The sequence below is a fragment of the Algibacter sp. TI.3.09 genome, assembly GCF_038154905.1.
Taxonomy (GTDB): Bacteria; Bacteroidota; Bacteroidia; order Flavobacteriales; family Flavobacteriaceae; genus Algibacter.
In genome coordinates this window covers 1,488,670-1,505,426 of sequence record NZ_JBAKAN010000001.1, presented here as the reverse complement: position 1 = coordinate 1,505,426, position 16,757 = coordinate 1,488,670, and the positions used below count along the sequence as shown (strand labels likewise).

Below are 16,757 nucleotides of genomic sequence, written 5' to 3'. Positions count from 1 at the left end.
ATTTTAAGTTTCTCAAAAAGGATGCCGCTGCTATCCTTAACACAACTACTTACTAACATTTGGCTACCCGAAAGGTCTATCACTATCAATAGAGATATTGCATCTATTCTTGTTCAAAAATAATATTCCTTTCCGTATTCTTCTTATACATTGTTTTAGGAGTAATCGCTTTATTCGCAGTAGTGCAATAGTTTTTATTATTTGGGTTTAGCATATATTCCAGTTGATGCTCAATCATTTTTTCAAAAGGAATAAGAAAGTCCTTTGTGTCGCATTCTTCTAAATCACTATCCTTAAGTAAATTTAATACCGTGTAAACCGACTCAATAGTACTAAGGCAAAGAGATTCTGGTTGCTGCTTGATAATAAATTTTGATTTTATTGTATTATCAAAACTCACTCTTTTTAATTTCTGCAAGTTCCTGCTTAGTTTAAGCATTTTACGAGCGCAAGGCCATGTGCCATCAATAAGAAATAGGTTTGCATTATTGCCCATAAAAGAATTTATTTCTAAACTTTCTCTTATCGATAAGTTGAAATTATCTTTCCCTGGGTAAAGTAAAAAAGAAGAACTGTTTTCTTTAGCCAGTATGTCGTTTACACGCTTATTATTGGTAAAATCAACACCAACTATAATTTCTGAATTTTCAAGTTGAAGATTTGTTATGTGTCCCGTTCCACTTTTTTCCTTTTTATATTCCTTAGGATGCATAAGAATAATAAAACGAGTTTTAGTCTTTAAAGGACTAATGTGCTCACAAATACATGTACTTGAAGGTCTCATGCACTTGTAACATGTTATTCTTGGGTTTGTTATTTCTGATTGCAATATGGGAATCGTTTTAATTAGCTTGAATGATTAGCGTCAGAAGCATAGGTTGGTAATAAGTATTTTCGGTTAGGTTTATTACTTAGCAAAATAAAATATTTTGCGTTTATTTATATCTTCCTTTGGTTTTATATTTTGTTGTCCTTCAGCTCTTAATTATTTTAACTTTAAAACTTTAGGTTTTTTTTCTTTTAATGTTTTATTGAATAATTCCTCGTTATTAATTTTTTCAAGTTGAGGGATTAAATAATTTTCAAAATCATTTAGTAAATGACTATCAACTATTTCCTCGAAGGTATCTTGTGAAACAATATACCAATCCATCCAACCAAAGTTTTGTTTTTTATATATTAAATGTTCGTCAGTTAAAAAGTAATCTATTTCACTTAAAAAGTTCTCTTTAGGATTCCATTCAAAATTATTTAGTATTTTTTTTAATTCAACAGGCTTACTGTTTTTTTCGTTTAGGAACATAGCGATTAGAAATTTAAAAGCTATTCTACGTCCATTATTACGTATAGTTTTAACAATCTCTATTTGAATGAAAATATCACCATTGGTTTTGTACCAAGCGTCTTTTTTTTTCTTATACCCATAGTCTTCTAATAATGGAGTAATTTCATCGCTTACAAGATAATTTAAGAACTTTTTTGTTTCCTGAGCTTCAAATTTTTCTCTGTAATTCATAGTTTCAGGATTCTATTAAGCGTTGTTCAATATTTTTATATTTTATTTAAATACTGTTGAGCGTATCTAATATTCAATTGTATTTCGTCATTTTATCGGCTATTTCTATTGCTGGTTCATCAAATCGATCAAGAGCGGCTAAAAGTTGGAAAATCACAATTCCATTCTTAATAGCTAATTCAGTTCTCAACCATTTTTGAAACTCCAAGATCAAACCTGATTATTGTTTTTTCGAAAATAAATGTAACTTCTAAAAACTGGTCTTTTGTTAATTTCAATTCAACGTAATGATTTTTTCAAATAGCACACAACTAAAGTACGCACCACAACCTTTTTATTCATCCAATAAATCGGGTCTCAATTTTTTAGTACGCTCGTAAGCTTGCTCTTCTCTCCATTTTTCAATTTTAGGGAAATTGCCACTAAATAGTAATTCAGGAACTTTCCAACCTTTATATTCTCTAGGTTTTGTATAAATAGGAGGTGCTAATAAATTATCTTGAAAAGAATCGGTTAGGGCCGAAGTTTCATTACCCAAAACCCCAGGTATTAATCTAATTATTGCATCACAAAGCACAGCTGCTCCAAGTTCGCCACCAGAAAGCACATAATCTCCAATAGAAATTTCGCGTGTAATAAATTGATCGCGCGCACGTTGATCTACACCTTTATAATGTCCGCATAGAATAATAATATTTTCATGCATCGATAATTGGTTAGCAATACCTTGCTTTAAGGTTTCACCATCGGGTGTCATGTAAATAACCTCGTCGTATTCACGTTGTTCTTTTAATGCAGAAATACATTTATCAATAGGTTCTACCATCATTACCATACCTGCGCCACCACCAAACTGAGTATCATCGATAGATTTATAGTTATCGGTAGTGTAATCGCGTAAATTATGAAAATGAACTTCTACTAAATCGGCTTCAATGGCACGTTTTAGAATAGAAGCTTCAAACGGACTTTTTAATAATTCTGGTAAAACGGTAATAATATCTATACGCATGGCTTGTTTTTATCTGCTACAAAGATAAATGAATTGTTCGGTATTTTTAATTTAGTTTTAGAGCATCACCATTAAAGTTAGGCACAAAAAAATCCGTAATAAAGATTACGGATTTTAAATATTATATACTGAAGCGTTTAAGCTTTTTTCTGCTTATTTATTTCGTCTTGCAATTGGCGACGTACTTTTTGTTCGCGCTCTAGAGCTGTTTTTCTGTGCTCTTCAAACTCTTCTTCTGTTTCTTCTAAGTTTTTCTTTGCAGCACGAGTAATCGCATTACTGTTATTAAACTTGTAGATAAAGAAAAGTAGAAAGACTAATAACCCACCAATAATAGACCACATAAGCACGTTGTAACTCGATTTACTCATTTGTAAACCAAATAAAGCCATGTTGTTTTTTTCGGTATTTGTTTTTTCTAAATCTGTTTGTGTATTAGAAAGGTTTAATTTTAAATCAGCAATTTCTTTTGCTTGATTTTTAACTACCAATTGAGTGTCTACTAAATCTTTATGCACTGCTTTTAGAGAATCTAAAGTATGTGCTTTAAGTGTGTAAAGCCATGTTTTCTTTACGGTTTTATAATCTTGCCAGCTGTTAGAACGACGAATAACAAATTCAAACTGGTTATCTATTGAACCACTATTTAAAGATAATTTATCTTCTTCTTGTGTTGCATCGGTTTGAGAAAAAGACGAAAGCGTCAATAAAAACGCGCAAGCTATGAAGAACAGTTGTTTAGTAAAATTCATTTCTAAGAATAATTTTTTTATGGGTTGAATTCGGTTTACGAAGTTATGAAAATATGCTTATAATTAGTTAAAAAGCCTCATTAAAATGAGGCTAATTTATATACGGGTAACATTTTATTTTAGATGTTTTAAACTAATAATAGGTAAACCTTCTAACTTTAGAAACATATTTGGCCAATCTAATAACTTGATGGCTATAACCATATTCATTATCATACCATATATATAGTAGAATGTTTTTGCCATCTTTTCTAACAATAGTGGCTTTACTATCGTAAATTGAAGGGGCAGAACAACCCACAATATCGCTAGATACTAGCTCGTCGCTTAACTCATATTTTATTTGTTCAACTAAATCACCTTCCAAAGCATATTTCTTTAAAATAGTATTTACAGCAAGTAGGGATGTTTCTTTCTCAAGTTCTAAATTTAAAATCGCTAAAGATCCGTTAGGCACAGGTACACGAATGGCGTTAGATGTTAGTTTGCCTTCTAAGCTTGGTAAGGCTTTAGAGACAGCAGAACCGGCTCCTGTTTCTGTAATTACCATATTTAATGCGGCGGCACGACCACGACGGTATTTTCCGTGAAAATTATCGACTAAATTTTGATCGTTTGTATAAGCATGAATAGTTTCTAAATGGCCACTTTTTATACCAAAAGAATCTTCCATAACTTTTAAAATTGGAGTTATAGCATTTGTGGTGCACGATGCGGCTGAGAAAATAGCATGCTTGTCTGGGTTGTTTTCTTTATGGTTTACACCGTATACAATATTTGGTATCCCTTTTCCTGGTGCAGTAAGCAATACTTTATCGACACCTTTAGATTTTAAATGTCTGCTTAAAGCTTCTTTGTCTCTAAAAGCACCGGTGTTATCAATAACTAAAGCGTTGTCTATACCAAATTTGGTGTAGTCAATATCTTCCGGGTTATTAGCCGAAATAATTTTTACAGTAGTGCCATTAATAATTAAAGCTTCGTTTTTAACATCAATAGAAACGGTTCCAGAAAAATCTCCATGTACAGAATCGTTACGTAAAAGCGCAGCACGTTTTTCTAAAATTTGTGCATCAATAGTTCCGCGGGTTACAATAGCACGTAAACGCATTTGGTTCCCTTGGCCTGTTTTGGCCATAAGTTCTCGGGCTACCAAACGGCCAATTCTACCAAAACCATAAAGTATCACGTTTTTGGGATCAATACTTCCGTTTTTGTGAGCGTCTTTCAATTTTGAAGCAACAAATGCTGTGGCGTTATTATACTTGTTGTCTTCTGATTGAAACTCGAAAGTTAGTTTACCAATGTCCAGTTTTGCTGGTGGCACATCGAGCGTTTTGATGGCTTGAGCAATTTCTACCGAGTCGAAAACGGAAATTGGCTTTTGTACAAATTTACCAGCATATTCATGAAGATTTAAAATCTGACTCACATTACGGTCTATAAGTTGGTTTCTAAAAAGAACCAGTTCTATAGATTTATCGTACCAGAGATCACTAATAATTTTAATGAATTCTACAGTAGCTCGACGTCTGTCGGCCTGAAATGCTAATTCCTTTTCATAAGTTTTGTTAAAGGACATAATTTAAATAGTTTTAGTTGTAGTTTTTTGCAAAAATACCATATTTCAAACGTTTTCGTAGACTGTTTTATGATTTTTTTTCTTCTGAAATTTTCTGGATATTTCCTTAGTTTTTTCAACTTAAATATATAAGGTAAGGCAAAAAAGAAACCTCTTTAAAGCTTTACGCTTTAAAGAGGTTTCACTAACACAAATTCAAACAATTTTTATTTAAAAAGAACTTCTTTTCTTTCTTTTCTTGTATTTATATATTCTAGTTTTTTAATGTTATCCAAAATATCTTCACCATATTTCTCTTTCAGTTTTGAAATATCATCTATGCTTTTAATTTTAGTATCGTTAATTCCAGTAATAATATAACCTTCAGTAATTCCTAAGTTAGAATACAACCATTTGTTTTCTGTATTCTTAATAATTACGCCGTAATCTATTTGATATTTCTCCTTAAAAGAATCTGATAAATCTTGTAAATCCATTTTCATGAAGTTAACGGTAAACATTTCAGTTTTTGTTAAGGTTACCGAAACAGATTTTAAATCGTTCTTTCTGTATAATTCTACATTAATTACATCGTTCGGACGTTTAGTTTTAATGTACCCGCTTAAATCTTCAAATTTAGAAATCTCGATATTGTCTAATTTTTTAATAACATCGCCTTTTTTAATACCTGCTTTTTCGGCTCCAGAGTTTTTTATTACTTCGGCAACATAAACACCTTCGGCGTAATTTACACCCATTTCTTCCGCCACAGCGCTATTAAAAGTTCCGCCTTGAATTCCTAATACGCCATTTTGTACGTTACCAAATTCCATTATATCTTCAATAACTTTACGTGCAATATTACTTGGTACAGCAAACGAATAACCAACGTAAGAACCAGTTTGAGATGAAATGGCCGTGTTAATACCAATTAATTCTCCATTAGTATTTACTAGTGCACCACCAGAGTTTCCTGGGTTAACGGCCGCATCGGTTTGTAGAAACGATTGAGAACTTTGTCCTGTTAAATCTCTAGATTTTGCACTTATTATTCCTGCAGTTACAGTAGAGGTTAAGTTAAACGGATTACCAACGGCTAATACCCATTCGCCAATTTGCACACCATCAGAATCTCCAAAAGTAACATATGGTAAATCTTCATCAGCATCAATTTTTAACAGCGCGATATCAGTTTTTGGATCGGTTCCAACAACTTCAGCAGTATACGTTTTATTGTTGTTTAATGTAACCGAAAGTTCGCTGGCGTTTTTAATAACGTGGTTATTGGTAACAATATAGCCATCGGCATTAATAATTACCCCAGAACCTGTACCCATTTGCGCACGTTGAGGGCTTCTTCCGGAAAAGAAATCTTGCAAGGTCATTTGTCCAGAGCTAATAGTTACGTTTTTTACGTGTACCACAGCGTGAACCGTATTATCTGCGGCAGTTGTAAAATCTGTATTTTCCGCAGCGTTAAGTGCCATGTTTAAATTATTGGTTGGTAAAAAAGTAGGTTGCTCGTTATTTGCTGCAACAACTACGGTGTTGTCTTTTTCTAAAAAAACTTTGTATGCACCAAGGGTTATAACACCACCTAATACGGATACCATTACTAAGGTTAAAATCTTCTTCATATAATCTATAATTTTGAGTGTTTAAAATCGTGTTCCATCTATTGAACAATTAAAATTAATTATTTACAGAACATGAAATTTATTTTTAACGATTTTTAACGTGCACTTTAACGCCTGTTTAACAGAGCGGTAAAGCGTATTGTTCTGTTAGTTTTTAGAATTAAGATATTTGTAATTAGTATTTTAATATGGTTTTAGGCGCTTAAATTGTATTGTGAAGTTAAAAACTGTTTGTTGCTTTAATTTTGCATTTTTCTACATTATTTCCTCAATTACTGAACGGAAAATTACATTCTTTATTCATATATTTGTTGACATATTATGCAACAGACTTTTTATAAATATCAAGGAACAGGGAACGATTTTGTGATGGTTGATAACCGTCAGCAAGCGTTCAATAGAAGAGATACCAAAAACATTGCTTTTTTATGCGATAGACGTTTTGGGATAGGAGCAGACGGACTTATTCTTCTGGAAAATCATGATACACTAGATTTTAAAATGGTGTATTATAATGCCGATGGTAACGAAAGTACCATGTGTGGAAATGGAGGTCGCTGTTTGGTTGCTTTCGCAAAACATTTGGGTGTTATTGAAGATAAAGCTGTTTTTGAAGCTATAGATGGTTTACATCATGCTGAAATTGAAGGTGATATTGTGAAGTTACAAATGTTGGATGTTGATGTTGTAGAAAAGTTTGATAATCATGTGTTTTTAAATACCGGATCGCCACACCATGTGCAATTCGAAGATGCTATTGAATATTTCGATATTAAGGAAAAAGGTTCTAAAATTAGAAATGGCGAGCCTTATTTTACTGAAGGTACAAACGTAAATTTTGTAAAAAAGGTAAATGATGAAGTGTTTAGAGTACGTACTTACGAGCGTGGTGTTGAAGATGAAACTTTATCTTGTGGAACAGGTGTAACGGCCGTTGCTATTGCTATGCATGCTATAAATGAAACTACAGAAACCTTGATTAAATTAAACGTTCAGGGTGGAAAATTGAAAGTGAGTTTCGATGTTGAGAATGGTGTTTACAAAAATGTTTGGCTTATTGGTCCTGCAAAATTTGTGTTTAAAGGCGATATATGATAACTCTAAAAGGCGAACATATCTATTTGCGCGCTTTAGAGCCTGAGGATTTAGAATTTATTCATGCTGTAGAAAACGACGAGGCTGTTTGGGAAATTAGTAATACACAAACGCCATATTCTAAGTTTTTAATAAGGCAATATTTAGAGGAAGCTCACCGAGATATTTACGATGTAAAGCAACTGCGTTTGGTGATTTCTACAAATGAAAATAAAGCTATTGGCTTAATTGATTTGTTCGATTTCGATTTTAAAAATGGTCGTGCTGGTATTGGGGTTTTAATTAAAGATGAAGTAAATAGGAGTAAAGGTGCAGGTAAGGAAGCTCTGGCTTTATTGATAAACTACAGTTTTACACATTTGGATCTTCATCAGTTATATTGTAATATTTCCGAAGAAAATACTACGAGTATCAAATTGTTTACCAATCAGGGGTTCGAACAAATTGGATTAAAAAAAGATTGGAACTATGTTAATGGTTCTTATAAAAACGAATATTTATTTCAGCTTATTAAAAATTAAATGTACATAAAAAAAATACTTATTGCTCTTGCTGTTATTGGGCTTCTTGTTGCCGCATTTTTTGCAAACTTTGTTTACAAAGCAATGCTAAGGCCAAATACGGCTTTTAATAATGAAACGGCTTATGTTTATATATCTAGTAATGCAACTTATAGCGAGGTGAGAAGTCAATTAGAGCCTTTACTAGACGATATTGAATCGTTTGATGATTTATCTGAACAAAAAAAATACACCTCTAATATTAGAGCAGGGAAGTTTGCTATAGAAAAAGGGATGACTAATAATGATATTATCAATTCTATAAGAAGTGGTAATATAGCTATTAAAGTGTCTTTTAATAATCAATCTACTTTAGAAAAACTAGCAGGGCGTGTTTCTAAGGAAATTGAAGCTGATAGTTTGTCTTTGTTGAAAGCCATGACGGATAAAACGTTTTTAGCTGAAAATAAGTTTAATGAAGCTACAGCTTTAGGAATGTATTTACCTAACAGTTACGAGGTTTTCTGGAACACCGATGCAGAAGGTTTTAGAAATAGAATGCTTAAAGAATATAAGCGCTTTTGGAATTCGACTAGAACAAAAAAAGCTGAAGCTATTGGTTTAGAACCTAATGAAGTAATTGCATTGGCCTCTATTGTTTACGAGGAGTCTAAGCAAGCTAGCGAACAACCAACCATTGCAGGTGTGTACATGAATAGGTTAAGAATTGGTATGCCTTTACAAGCCGATCCTACTTTAAAATTTGCTGCTTATCAATTACCTAAGTACAAAAACACAATAATTAAGCGTGTTTTAAATGTGCATAAGGATATTGAGTCTCCTTATAATACTTACCAAAATCGTGGTTTACCTCCGGGTTTAATTGCTATGCCCGATATCTCGGCTATAGATGCGGTTTTAAATTACCAAAAGCATCAATATCTATACTTTGCAGCAAATGCTAAAAAGTTTGGTTTCCATAAGTTTGCTAAAACTTTAGCGCAGCATAATGTAAATGCTAGAGAATATCAACGTTTTTTATCTGCTCAAGGTATTAATAAATAGTGATGGCTTTTAAAGTGAAGTACGCGCTATTTTTACTTTTAGTGTCGTCGGTTGCTTTTTCTCAAACGAGATTTAACGCTTTCTTTATACCAAGTGATTCTTTAAATACATCACGACGCAATGCTGTGGTTTATAGTGAAGCTGCACTTGCGAGCATTACTTTAATTGGGTTAAACCAGCTGTGGTATGCCGATTACGAGCGTTCTAAATTCCATACTTTAAATGATAATGATGAGTGGTTGCAAATGGATAAGTTTGGTCATGCCTTTTCTGCTTACCAAATGGGGAAACATGGTGCACAACTTTTAAATTGGAGTGGTGTAAGTGAAAAAGATCAACTTTTATATGGCGCTACATTAGGTTTTGGGTTTCTTACTGCTGTAGAAATGCTCGATGGTTATTCTGAAGAATGGGGTTTTTCTTGGGGTGATATTTTAGCGAATGCATCGGGTACAAGTTTGTACATTGGGCAAGAATTATTATGGAAAGAACAACGAATTGCACTTAAATATAGTTTTCATCAAACAAAATACGCTAAACAAAACCCAGATAAGCTCGGAAACGGACTATTAGAAGAGGTGCTAAAGGATTATAATGGGCAAACCTATTGGCTTAGTGCTAACATGCATGCGTTTTTCAAGGAAAGTAAGATACCAAAATGGCTTAATCTTGCAGTAGGTTACGGCGGAGAAGGCATGTTGTCTGGTGTAAACGGTAATGTTAACGAATTGTTAATTAGTGATTTACGGTACAGGCAAGTCTTCTTAAGTCTCGATATTGATTTAGAACATATAAAAACAAATTCAGCCTTTCTAAAAACTGTTTTTAGTGTTTTTAATATGATAAAAATACCATTTCCAACTCTCGAATTTGGTAAAAAAGGCTGTGTATTTCATCTATTGTACATTTGATTCGTGTCGTTAAACGATTAATTTTGTTAGTTTTAGAAAAAGGCGTACTTTTGCACGCTCAAAATTTCAGGTGAATTTAAATTGTAATTTCACTGAAGAATTTAGACATTATGACAAAGAATATTGCAAGTTACTTAGTCTTGGTACTTTTTACAGTAATTGTGTTAAGTGTGTCGTTTTCATCTAATGATGCGATCGTAGATTTAAGTAAATATTCAACAGCAGGCTTAGAGTTAAATTACACTGTAAGTCTGGACGAAGATATCAAAGAAGATGTTTTACTGTCAAACGACGAGGACAATGTGTTTTCTCCATTTTTGGGAAAATCATTTGTAGGATTTAAAGAAGCTATAGGCTTTAAAGAATCTAGAGGTAATTACACAACTGTAAATACTTTTGGCTATTTAGGCAAATATCAATTTGGGACTGAAACTTTAAAGATGATTGGGATTAATAATCCTGAGGCGTTTTTGAAAAGCCCTAAATTACAAGAAAAGGCATTTATTGCCAACGCTGCAAGAAACAAATGGATTTTGCGACGTGACATTAAAAACTTTGTAGGACGCCGCATTAACGGTGTGTTAGTTACAGAATCTGGTATTCTGGCAGCGGCACATTTAGCAGGTCCGGGCAGTGTTAAAACTTATTTAAGGAGTTATGGTTTAGATAACTTCGCTGATGGTTTTGGAACCACAGTACAGTATTACATGAAGCGATTTTCTGGTTACGACACTTCGTTTGTTAAACCAGATAGACGTGCAAAAGCAATCTAAAAGGGGTTTAAATTAGCTTTTATGTATAATGAATAGCGTTGGTCTTTTATGAAGGTCAACGCTATTTTTTTGCCATGCTGCGGCATTTTTAGTTTTTATAAACTCGGTGTCTAAAGTAATATCACAAGCCACACAGATATCTGTATTTTTCTCCAAAATACTACTTAAATCTTCTAGCATTTTGTTGTTTCTATACGGAGTTTCAATAAATAACTGAGATTGATCGTGTTCGAAAGATAAGCGTTCTAAGCGCTTAATTTCGGCTTTGCGCTCAGCTTTATCAATAGGTAAGTAGCCGTTAAAAGCAAAGCTCTGTCCGTTCATTCCGGAACTCATCATGGCCATTAAAATAGACGATGGTCCAACAAGTGGCACTACTTTTATATTTTTTTCATGTGCTATTTTTACAACATCAGCTCCTGGATCTGCAACACCAGGACAACCTGCTTCAGATAGAAGACCTACATTAATACCCGTTAAACATGGATTTAAAAATGCTGGTAACTCACTAGCTTCGGTACGTTTGTTTAAAAGAAACAACTGTAAAGTGGGTTGCGATTTTTCTGGACATATCTTCTTTATAAATCGACGTGCTGTTTTTTCGTTTTCAACAATAAAAACATCAATTTTATCTATAGTGTTTTTTACAGTTATAGGTAAAACATCAAGCGGATTGTTGTCTCCTAAAGTGGTTGGTATTAAGTAAAGTTGGCCTATAGCAGATGTCATTTTATTCCGAAGTTAAATTATGGGCAATAGTTATACACGCTTCATTTAGCATGTTGTAAATGTTTTCAAATCCATTAGTTCCTCCATAATAAGGATCTGGCACATTAAAATCTTGAGCTGGGTAAATTTCGTTTAAAATGAAGTTTACTTTAGAGATATCTTCATTGTTTCGCGCTAATTTTATAACATTGTTGTAGTTAGAGTCGTCCATAACATAAATAAGATCGAAGGTGTCAAAATCGGAAACCGAAAATTGCCTTCCTCTTAAGTTTGAAATATTTATGCCATACTTTTTAGCTACAGCAATAGAACGAGGATCTGGCGCATTACCGGTATGGTAATTTGCGGTTCCTGCAGAATCTACAATGAAATGTTTTGGTAGTTTTGTTTTTAAAATACCTTCGGCAAGTGGAGAACGACAAATGTTTCCCAAGCATACCATCAGAATTTTAGTCATTTTAAAACAGTTTTAAACAGAAAGTTTTTTAGAAATGTCTTCAACATATTTTTTAAATTGTTTATCTGTTGAAGATAAGTTATCTACAGTTTTACATGCGTGTAAAACGGTTGCGTGATCGCGTTTGCCTATTTGAGAACCAATACTTGCTAATGATGCTTTTGTTAATTTCTTAGCAAAGAACATAGCTAATTGTCTGGCTTGTACAATATGGCGTTTTCTAGTTTTAGATTGTAGTGTATCAATATCCATTTGGAAATAATCCGATACTACTTTTTGAATGTAATCTATAGAAACTTCGCGTTTTGTGTTTTTTACAAACTTCTCAACAATAGTTCTCGCTAAATCAATGGTGATTTCTTTTTTGTTGAAAGATGATTGTGCTATTAAAGAAATTATAGCGCCTTCTAATTCACGAACATTAGTTTTTATGTTTTTAGCAACATAATCTATAATATCATCAGGCATTTCAACACCATCACGATATAATTTATTCTTTAAGATAGAAACACGTGTTTCAAAATCAGGATGTTGTAACTCTGCTGATAGTCCCCATTTAAAACGAGATAATAAACGTTGTTCAATATCTTGCATATCAACAGGTGCTTTATCACTTGTTAATATCACTTGTTTTCCATTTTGATGTAAATGATTAAAAATGTGAAAGAAAACATCTTGTGTTCCCGTTTTTCCCGTTAGGAATTGCACATCATCAATAATTAAAACATCTATAATTTGATAGAAATGAATAAAATCGTTTCTATTATTTTTCTTAACAGAATCTATATATTGTTGCGTAAATTTTTCAGCAGAAATATATAAAACCGTTTTTTCAGGGTATTTATCTTTAATATCAACGCCAATAGCGTGCGCTAAATGCGTTTTACCTAAGCCAACACCACCAAAAATTAATAATGGATTAAAAGATGTGCCACCTGGCTTAGCCGCTACAGCTAATCCTGCACTTCGAGCTAAACGGTTAGAATCACCTTCTAAAAAGTTTTCGAAACTGTAATTAGGGTTTAATTGCGACTCTATTTTTACATTTCTAATTCCTGGAATTACAAACGGATTACGTAATTCTGGATTTTTATTATTTAAAGGAATGTCTACATCTTGTGATTTTAAACCACTTCTGTTAGAACTCGGAATTCTTTCTGTAAAAGGTTGTTTGTTGCCATACGTGTTTTCCATTTTAATAATGTAAACTAGCTTGGCTTTTTCACCTAATTCTTTAGTTAGGGATACTTTTAAGATTTTAACATAGTGCTCTTCTAACCATTCGTAGAAGAATTTACTGGGTACCTGAATGCTTAAAGCATTATCAGTTAGTTTAACTGCTATTATTGGTTCAAACCAGGTTTTATAAGCTTGCGGTTGAATATTATCCTTTATGAATTCTAGACAATTATTCCATACCGTTTGCGCAGTTATACTCATTTTAAATACTCTTGTTGTTTGTTAAATTAATGGATGAAAAAACGAATTTCCATATCCCCCCATTTTGTGTTCGGCAAAGATGTGAACAAAATTCTTAAAAAAAAAATGAATTACTATTGAATAATTGGAATTTTTTCCTCAAGTTTAAGCACATGTCGAAACTACAAAAAAATATTCAAATATGTTCGTGAAATCCGATGAAATACAAATAAGAGTGAGATACGGTGAAACAGACCAAATGGGAGTTGTCTATCACGGAAATTATGCATTATATTTAGAAATGGGCCGTATTGAATGGCTAAGAAAATTAGGCATTTCATATAAAACTATGGAAGAAAATGGAATTATGTTGCCAGTGGTTTCTTTGAATGTAAATTATAAAAAACCAGCAGGTTACGATGACCTAATTAATGTAAAAACACAACTCACAAAAAAGCCCACCGCCAAAATAGAATTCGAGTACGAAATTACAAATGAGCAAGGTGAGCTTTTGTCTACGGCGAGCACAATTTTAGTGTTTGTAGACATGAAAACGAAGCGTCCAACAAAAGCACCTCAATATATTTTGGATATTCTTGAAGGATAAATTTTTTTTTGGTTGAAATTAAATTTGCTTGATTTCTATTTCAAAAAGATGATTAAATTTTTCAAAAACGGCTTCAGATTCTTTTTTTCTAACGGAAATTGTAATCTGACAGTCTAATTCTAATTTTTGATTTGTGATATTTAAGTTACGTTCTTTAATAACACGCATTACTTTATTCATGTTTTTATAATCGAAAGTAATTAAGTAATCTATATTAATTGTTTTTTCTATAATTTTAGAAGCTTCTAAAGCAAGTTGCGCGGTGGTTTTGTATGCATTTATTAAGCCACCAACGCCTAGTTTAACGCCTCCAAAATAGCGAACAACTACAATTAAGATGTTTGTAATATCAAAAGATTGAATTTGGCCATAAATGGGCATACCAGCGCTGTTGTTGGGTTCGCCATCATCATTAGCACGATAACTTATGGTTTCTGTACCTATTTGATAGGCGTAGCACCAATGTCTGGCAGAATGGTGTTCTTTTTTTAATCCTTCTATATGAAGTTTTACATCATCTTCATTTAAAACAGGAAAGGTATAGCCAAAGAATTTACTGTTTTTATCTTTAAACAAAACAGGTTCTATGGCTTTGGTAATAGTTTTATAAGTGTCTTTTTCAGTCAAATTAAAACAAGTTGCTTTTGGTTTCAAATAAAGTGCAAACGTCTTCGGTTTCTGGATTTATATGCCAAGTAGCAAATTTTAAACCTTTTGCAGTTTCAATGTTATCTTGGTTATCATCAATAAACAAGCACTCATCGGCATTTAATTTATTTTCATTTAAAACAAATTCAAAAATATCGGCATTAGGTTTTCTTAAATTTATTTCGTGAGATAAGTAAAAAGCATCGAAACAGTTTTTAAATTCATCGTAGAAAGAAAGACTTTCTTTGATAGAATCTATATGAAGTTCGTTGGTGTTACTTAATAAAATAAGTTTGTATTCTCCAGAGGCTTTGAGACTTTTTATAAACTCTAATCTTTCTTTAGGGAAGTGTTTTAGCATGTAATTCCATGTGTAAATCAAATCTTCTTCCGAAAGTTTAGGGAAGTTTTCTTTATAAAAACTTAAAAATTCTTCTGTTGAAATTAAGCCTTGTTCGTAAAAGCTGTTAAACGCTGTAATTTCTTCAGAAAAAGAATCAATTTCTAAGGTTTCAAAAGCATATTTAGCAGCGCCATCGATATCAAGGTTTATAAATACGTTTCCGAAATCGAAAATTAATGTTCTAATCATTTTTATATATTTTTAAAAGATCTGTAAGTATGTATTCTTCAAGAGCTAATTGTTCTGAAATATGTGGTGCTTTAACACCAGTTTTAAATGTTGTTTGTCCAGTAAAAACTCGAGCTTCGTCCCAAAGATTTTCATCTATAAACGTTTGTAATGTTTGTGCGCCACCTTCAATAATTACAGAATTTATGTTATTATTATAGAGTATAGTGCTTATCTGTTTTGCTATGTCGGTTTTTGAATTCCAATCTATAGTCTCGGAATTTTTATTGATGTTTTTTTCGGTGATCCGAATAGTTTGAGCGGCATCATTAAAAATAGCTAAATTATCAGACAGTCGTTCTGTTTTGTCTAAAACAATTCTAATAGGATTGTTGCCAGAAAAATCACGAGTTGTTAAAGATGGATTATCAGCTACCACTGTTTGTGTGCCAACTAAAATAGCCTGTTCTTCTGCACGCCATTTGTGTACCAATTGTCTAGAGTAGGTGTTGGTAATCCAAACTGGTTTTTGTTCATCTTTACTTGTTGGAGCAATAAAGCCATCGCTAGTTTCTGCCCATTTCAAGATAATATAAGGTCTTTTTTTATTATGAAATGTAAAAAAGCGTTTGTGGTGCTCTCGACATGCTTTTTCTAAAACACCAACAATTACGTTACATCCGGCTGCTTTTAATCGTTTTATACCTAAGCCTGCTACTTTTTCAAAATCGTCTACACAACCAATTACTACATTGGGTATTTGGTGTTTAATAATTAAGTCGCTACAAGGTGGTGTTTTTCCATAATGCGCGCAAGGTTCTAGTGTAACATATATGGTGGCTTGTTTTAAAAGTGTTTTATCGTTTACAGAATTTATGGCGTTTACTTCGGCGTGATTTCCACCGTATGCACTTGTATAGCCTTCGCCAATAATTTTGTTATTGCAAACAATTATACTACCAACCATTGGGTTTGGGCGTGTGCTTCCTAGTCCGTTTTTGGCAATTTCTAAACAGCGTGTTATGTAGGTTTCGTGTGTATTCAATATTAAAATTTTATTTTAACGTTTTGGGTTTCGTCAACAGCATAACTATGCGAAAAACCAAAGGTTTTATAATTGATTTCTCCTGTGTATTGAATTTTAACCTTTTTGCTAAATAAGCTCCCTAATAATCCACTTAGGTTTTTATTACTAAAAATACTGTCTGTTGGAATTTGAGCTTTTAACGGAATTGTAAATTCTTTTTTTGCCGGAACATCAAAATGTTCTGCCGATATATGTCCCATTTCATTATCGTTAACAAATATTTTAATAGCATCGGTTTGCAATTCGCCTCCAATATCGTTAGGGTTTAAAAACAGAGCATCGGCTGTAAATGTTACGTTTTTAGATGTTGACTCTAAGATTTTAATGTTTTGTACACCTATAAAAGTCGGTTTTTCGGTTACAGTACAATTTAGAAAAGAGATGAGTAGTGTTGATAAAATTATGAGTTTCTTCATT

At 32.7% G+C, this 16,757-nt stretch carries 19 protein-coding genes; 6 read left to right on the top strand and 13 right to left on the bottom strand.

Going from position 1 to position 16,757, the window contains the following annotated elements; genetic code table 11:
- Nucleotides 1–103 precede the first annotated feature (103 nt).
- From V6246_RS05975 to V6246_RS05950, 6 genes are all read right to left on the bottom strand, one after another.
- A complete protein-coding gene (locus tag V6246_RS05975) occupies nt 104–829 on the bottom strand; it encodes a tRNA-uridine aminocarboxypropyltransferase (RefSeq protein ID WP_341559602.1) in 726 nt (241 codons plus the stop codon).
- A gap of 156 nt (nt 830–985) precedes the next feature.
- Entirely contained in the window at nt 986–1,516 is a 531-nt protein-coding gene (locus V6246_RS05970) for a hypothetical protein (protein WP_341559601.1), read from the bottom strand.
- Between the two features lie 334 nt (nt 1,517–1,850).
- On the bottom strand, nt 1,851–2,528 hold the full coding sequence (gene trmD, locus V6246_RS05965; protein WP_341559600.1) for a tRNA (guanosine(37)-N1)-methyltransferase TrmD: 678 nt from the start codon (nt 2,526–2,528) through the stop codon (nt 1,851–1,853).
- Between the two features lie 137 nt (nt 2,529–2,665).
- On the bottom strand, nt 2,666–3,280 hold the full coding sequence (locus V6246_RS05960; protein WP_341559599.1) for a tRNA (guanine-N1)-methyltransferase: 615 nt from the start codon (nt 3,278–3,280) through the stop codon (nt 2,666–2,668).
- A 133-nt stretch (nt 3,281–3,413) separates the two neighbouring features.
- Complete coding sequence (locus V6246_RS05955) at nt 3,414–4,862, bottom strand: glyceraldehyde-3-phosphate dehydrogenase (RefSeq protein ID WP_341559598.1); 1,449 nt, start codon at nt 4,860–4,862, stop codon at nt 3,414–3,416.
- Between the two features lie 206 nt (nt 4,863–5,068).
- A complete protein-coding gene (locus tag V6246_RS05950) occupies nt 5,069–6,478 on the bottom strand; it encodes a trypsin-like peptidase domain-containing protein (RefSeq protein ID WP_341559597.1) in 1,410 nt (469 codons plus the stop codon).
- 321 nt (nt 6,479–6,799) lie between these two features.
- Here V6246_RS05950 and dapF point away from each other — a divergent pair, with 321 nt between their 5' ends.
- The 5 genes from dapF to V6246_RS05925 all read left to right on the top strand — a co-directional run bounded on the left by dapF (nt 6,800) and on the right by V6246_RS05925 (nt 10,822).
- Nucleotides 6,800–7,573, top strand: a complete 774-nt coding sequence (dapF, locus tag V6246_RS05945; RefSeq protein WP_341559596.1) for a diaminopimelate epimerase — start codon at nt 6,800–6,802, stop codon at nt 7,571–7,573.
- Entirely contained in the window at nt 7,570–8,094 is a 525-nt protein-coding gene (locus V6246_RS05940) for a GNAT family N-acetyltransferase (RefSeq protein ID WP_341559595.1), read from the top strand. Before dapF ends, V6246_RS05940 begins: the two co-directional genes overlap by 4 nt.
- Nucleotides 8,095–9,138: an endolytic transglycosylase MltG gene (gene mltG, locus V6246_RS05935; RefSeq protein ID WP_341559594.1), complete on the top strand. Its 1,044-nt coding sequence runs from the start codon at nt 8,095–8,097 to the stop codon at nt 9,136–9,138. It begins immediately after the preceding gene.
- A 2-nt stretch (nt 9,139–9,140) separates the two neighbouring features.
- Nucleotides 9,141–10,049 carry a DUF2279 domain-containing protein gene (locus V6246_RS05930; protein ID WP_341559593.1) on the top strand — a complete coding sequence of 303 codons (909 nt, stop codon included), beginning with the start codon at nt 9,141–9,143 and terminating at the stop codon, nt 10,047–10,049.
- A gap of 110 nt (nt 10,050–10,159) precedes the next feature.
- Nucleotides 10,160–10,822, top strand: coding sequence for a peptidoglycan-binding protein LysM (locus V6246_RS05925; protein WP_341559592.1), 663 nt, complete (start codon nt 10,160–10,162; stop codon nt 10,820–10,822).
- 12 nt (nt 10,823–10,834) lie between these two features.
- Here V6246_RS05925 and V6246_RS05920 read toward each other — a convergent pair whose 3' ends face one another.
- From V6246_RS05920 to dnaA, 3 genes are read right to left on the bottom strand one after another with little or no spacing between them, the layout of a single operon-like run.
- Nucleotides 10,835–11,551, bottom strand: coding sequence for an SAM-dependent methyltransferase (locus V6246_RS05920; RefSeq protein WP_341559591.1), 717 nt, complete (start codon nt 11,549–11,551; stop codon nt 10,835–10,837).
- Nucleotide 11,552: 1 nt separating this feature from the next.
- Nucleotides 11,553–12,008 carry a low molecular weight protein-tyrosine-phosphatase gene (locus V6246_RS05915; RefSeq protein ID WP_341559590.1) on the bottom strand — a complete coding sequence of 152 codons (456 nt, stop codon included), beginning with the start codon at nt 12,006–12,008 and terminating at the stop codon, nt 11,553–11,555.
- A 12-nt stretch (nt 12,009–12,020) separates the two neighbouring features.
- Nucleotides 12,021–13,448 (bottom strand): chromosomal replication initiator protein DnaA, encoded by a 1,428-nt coding sequence (gene dnaA / locus V6246_RS05910; RefSeq protein WP_159017702.1) that lies wholly within the window; start codon nt 13,446–13,448, stop codon nt 12,021–12,023.
- A gap of 181 nt (nt 13,449–13,629) precedes the next feature.
- Between dnaA and V6246_RS05905 the strand changes: the two genes are divergently transcribed.
- Nucleotides 13,630–14,034: an acyl-CoA thioesterase gene (locus V6246_RS05905; RefSeq protein WP_341559589.1), complete on the top strand. Its 405-nt coding sequence runs from the start codon at nt 13,630–13,632 to the stop codon at nt 14,032–14,034.
- A gap of 18 nt (nt 14,035–14,052) precedes the next feature.
- On the opposite strand, the gene V6246_RS05900 is transcribed toward V6246_RS05905, so the two are convergent.
- From V6246_RS05900 to V6246_RS05885, 4 genes are read right to left on the bottom strand one after another with little or no spacing between them, the layout of a single operon-like run.
- Nucleotides 14,053–14,661 carry an IMPACT family protein gene (locus V6246_RS05900; RefSeq protein WP_341559588.1) on the bottom strand — a complete coding sequence of 203 codons (609 nt, stop codon included), beginning with the start codon at nt 14,659–14,661 and terminating at the stop codon, nt 14,053–14,055.
- Between the two features lies 1 nt (nt 14,662).
- Entirely contained in the window at nt 14,663–15,274 is a 612-nt protein-coding gene (locus V6246_RS05895) for an HAD family hydrolase (RefSeq protein ID WP_341559587.1), read from the bottom strand.
- Nucleotides 15,267–16,298 carry a bifunctional diaminohydroxyphosphoribosylaminopyrimidine deaminase/5-amino-6-(5-phosphoribosylamino)uracil reductase RibD gene (gene ribD / locus V6246_RS05890; RefSeq protein ID WP_341559586.1) on the bottom strand — a complete coding sequence of 344 codons (1,032 nt, stop codon included), beginning with the start codon at nt 16,296–16,298 and terminating at the stop codon, nt 15,267–15,269. Before ribD ends, V6246_RS05895 begins: the two co-directional genes overlap by 8 nt.
- A 2-nt stretch (nt 16,299–16,300) precedes the next feature.
- Nucleotides 16,301–16,756, bottom strand: coding sequence for an LEA type 2 family protein (locus V6246_RS05885; protein WP_159021036.1), 456 nt, complete (start codon nt 16,754–16,756; stop codon nt 16,301–16,303).
- Nucleotide 16,757: the final 1 nt, after the last annotated feature.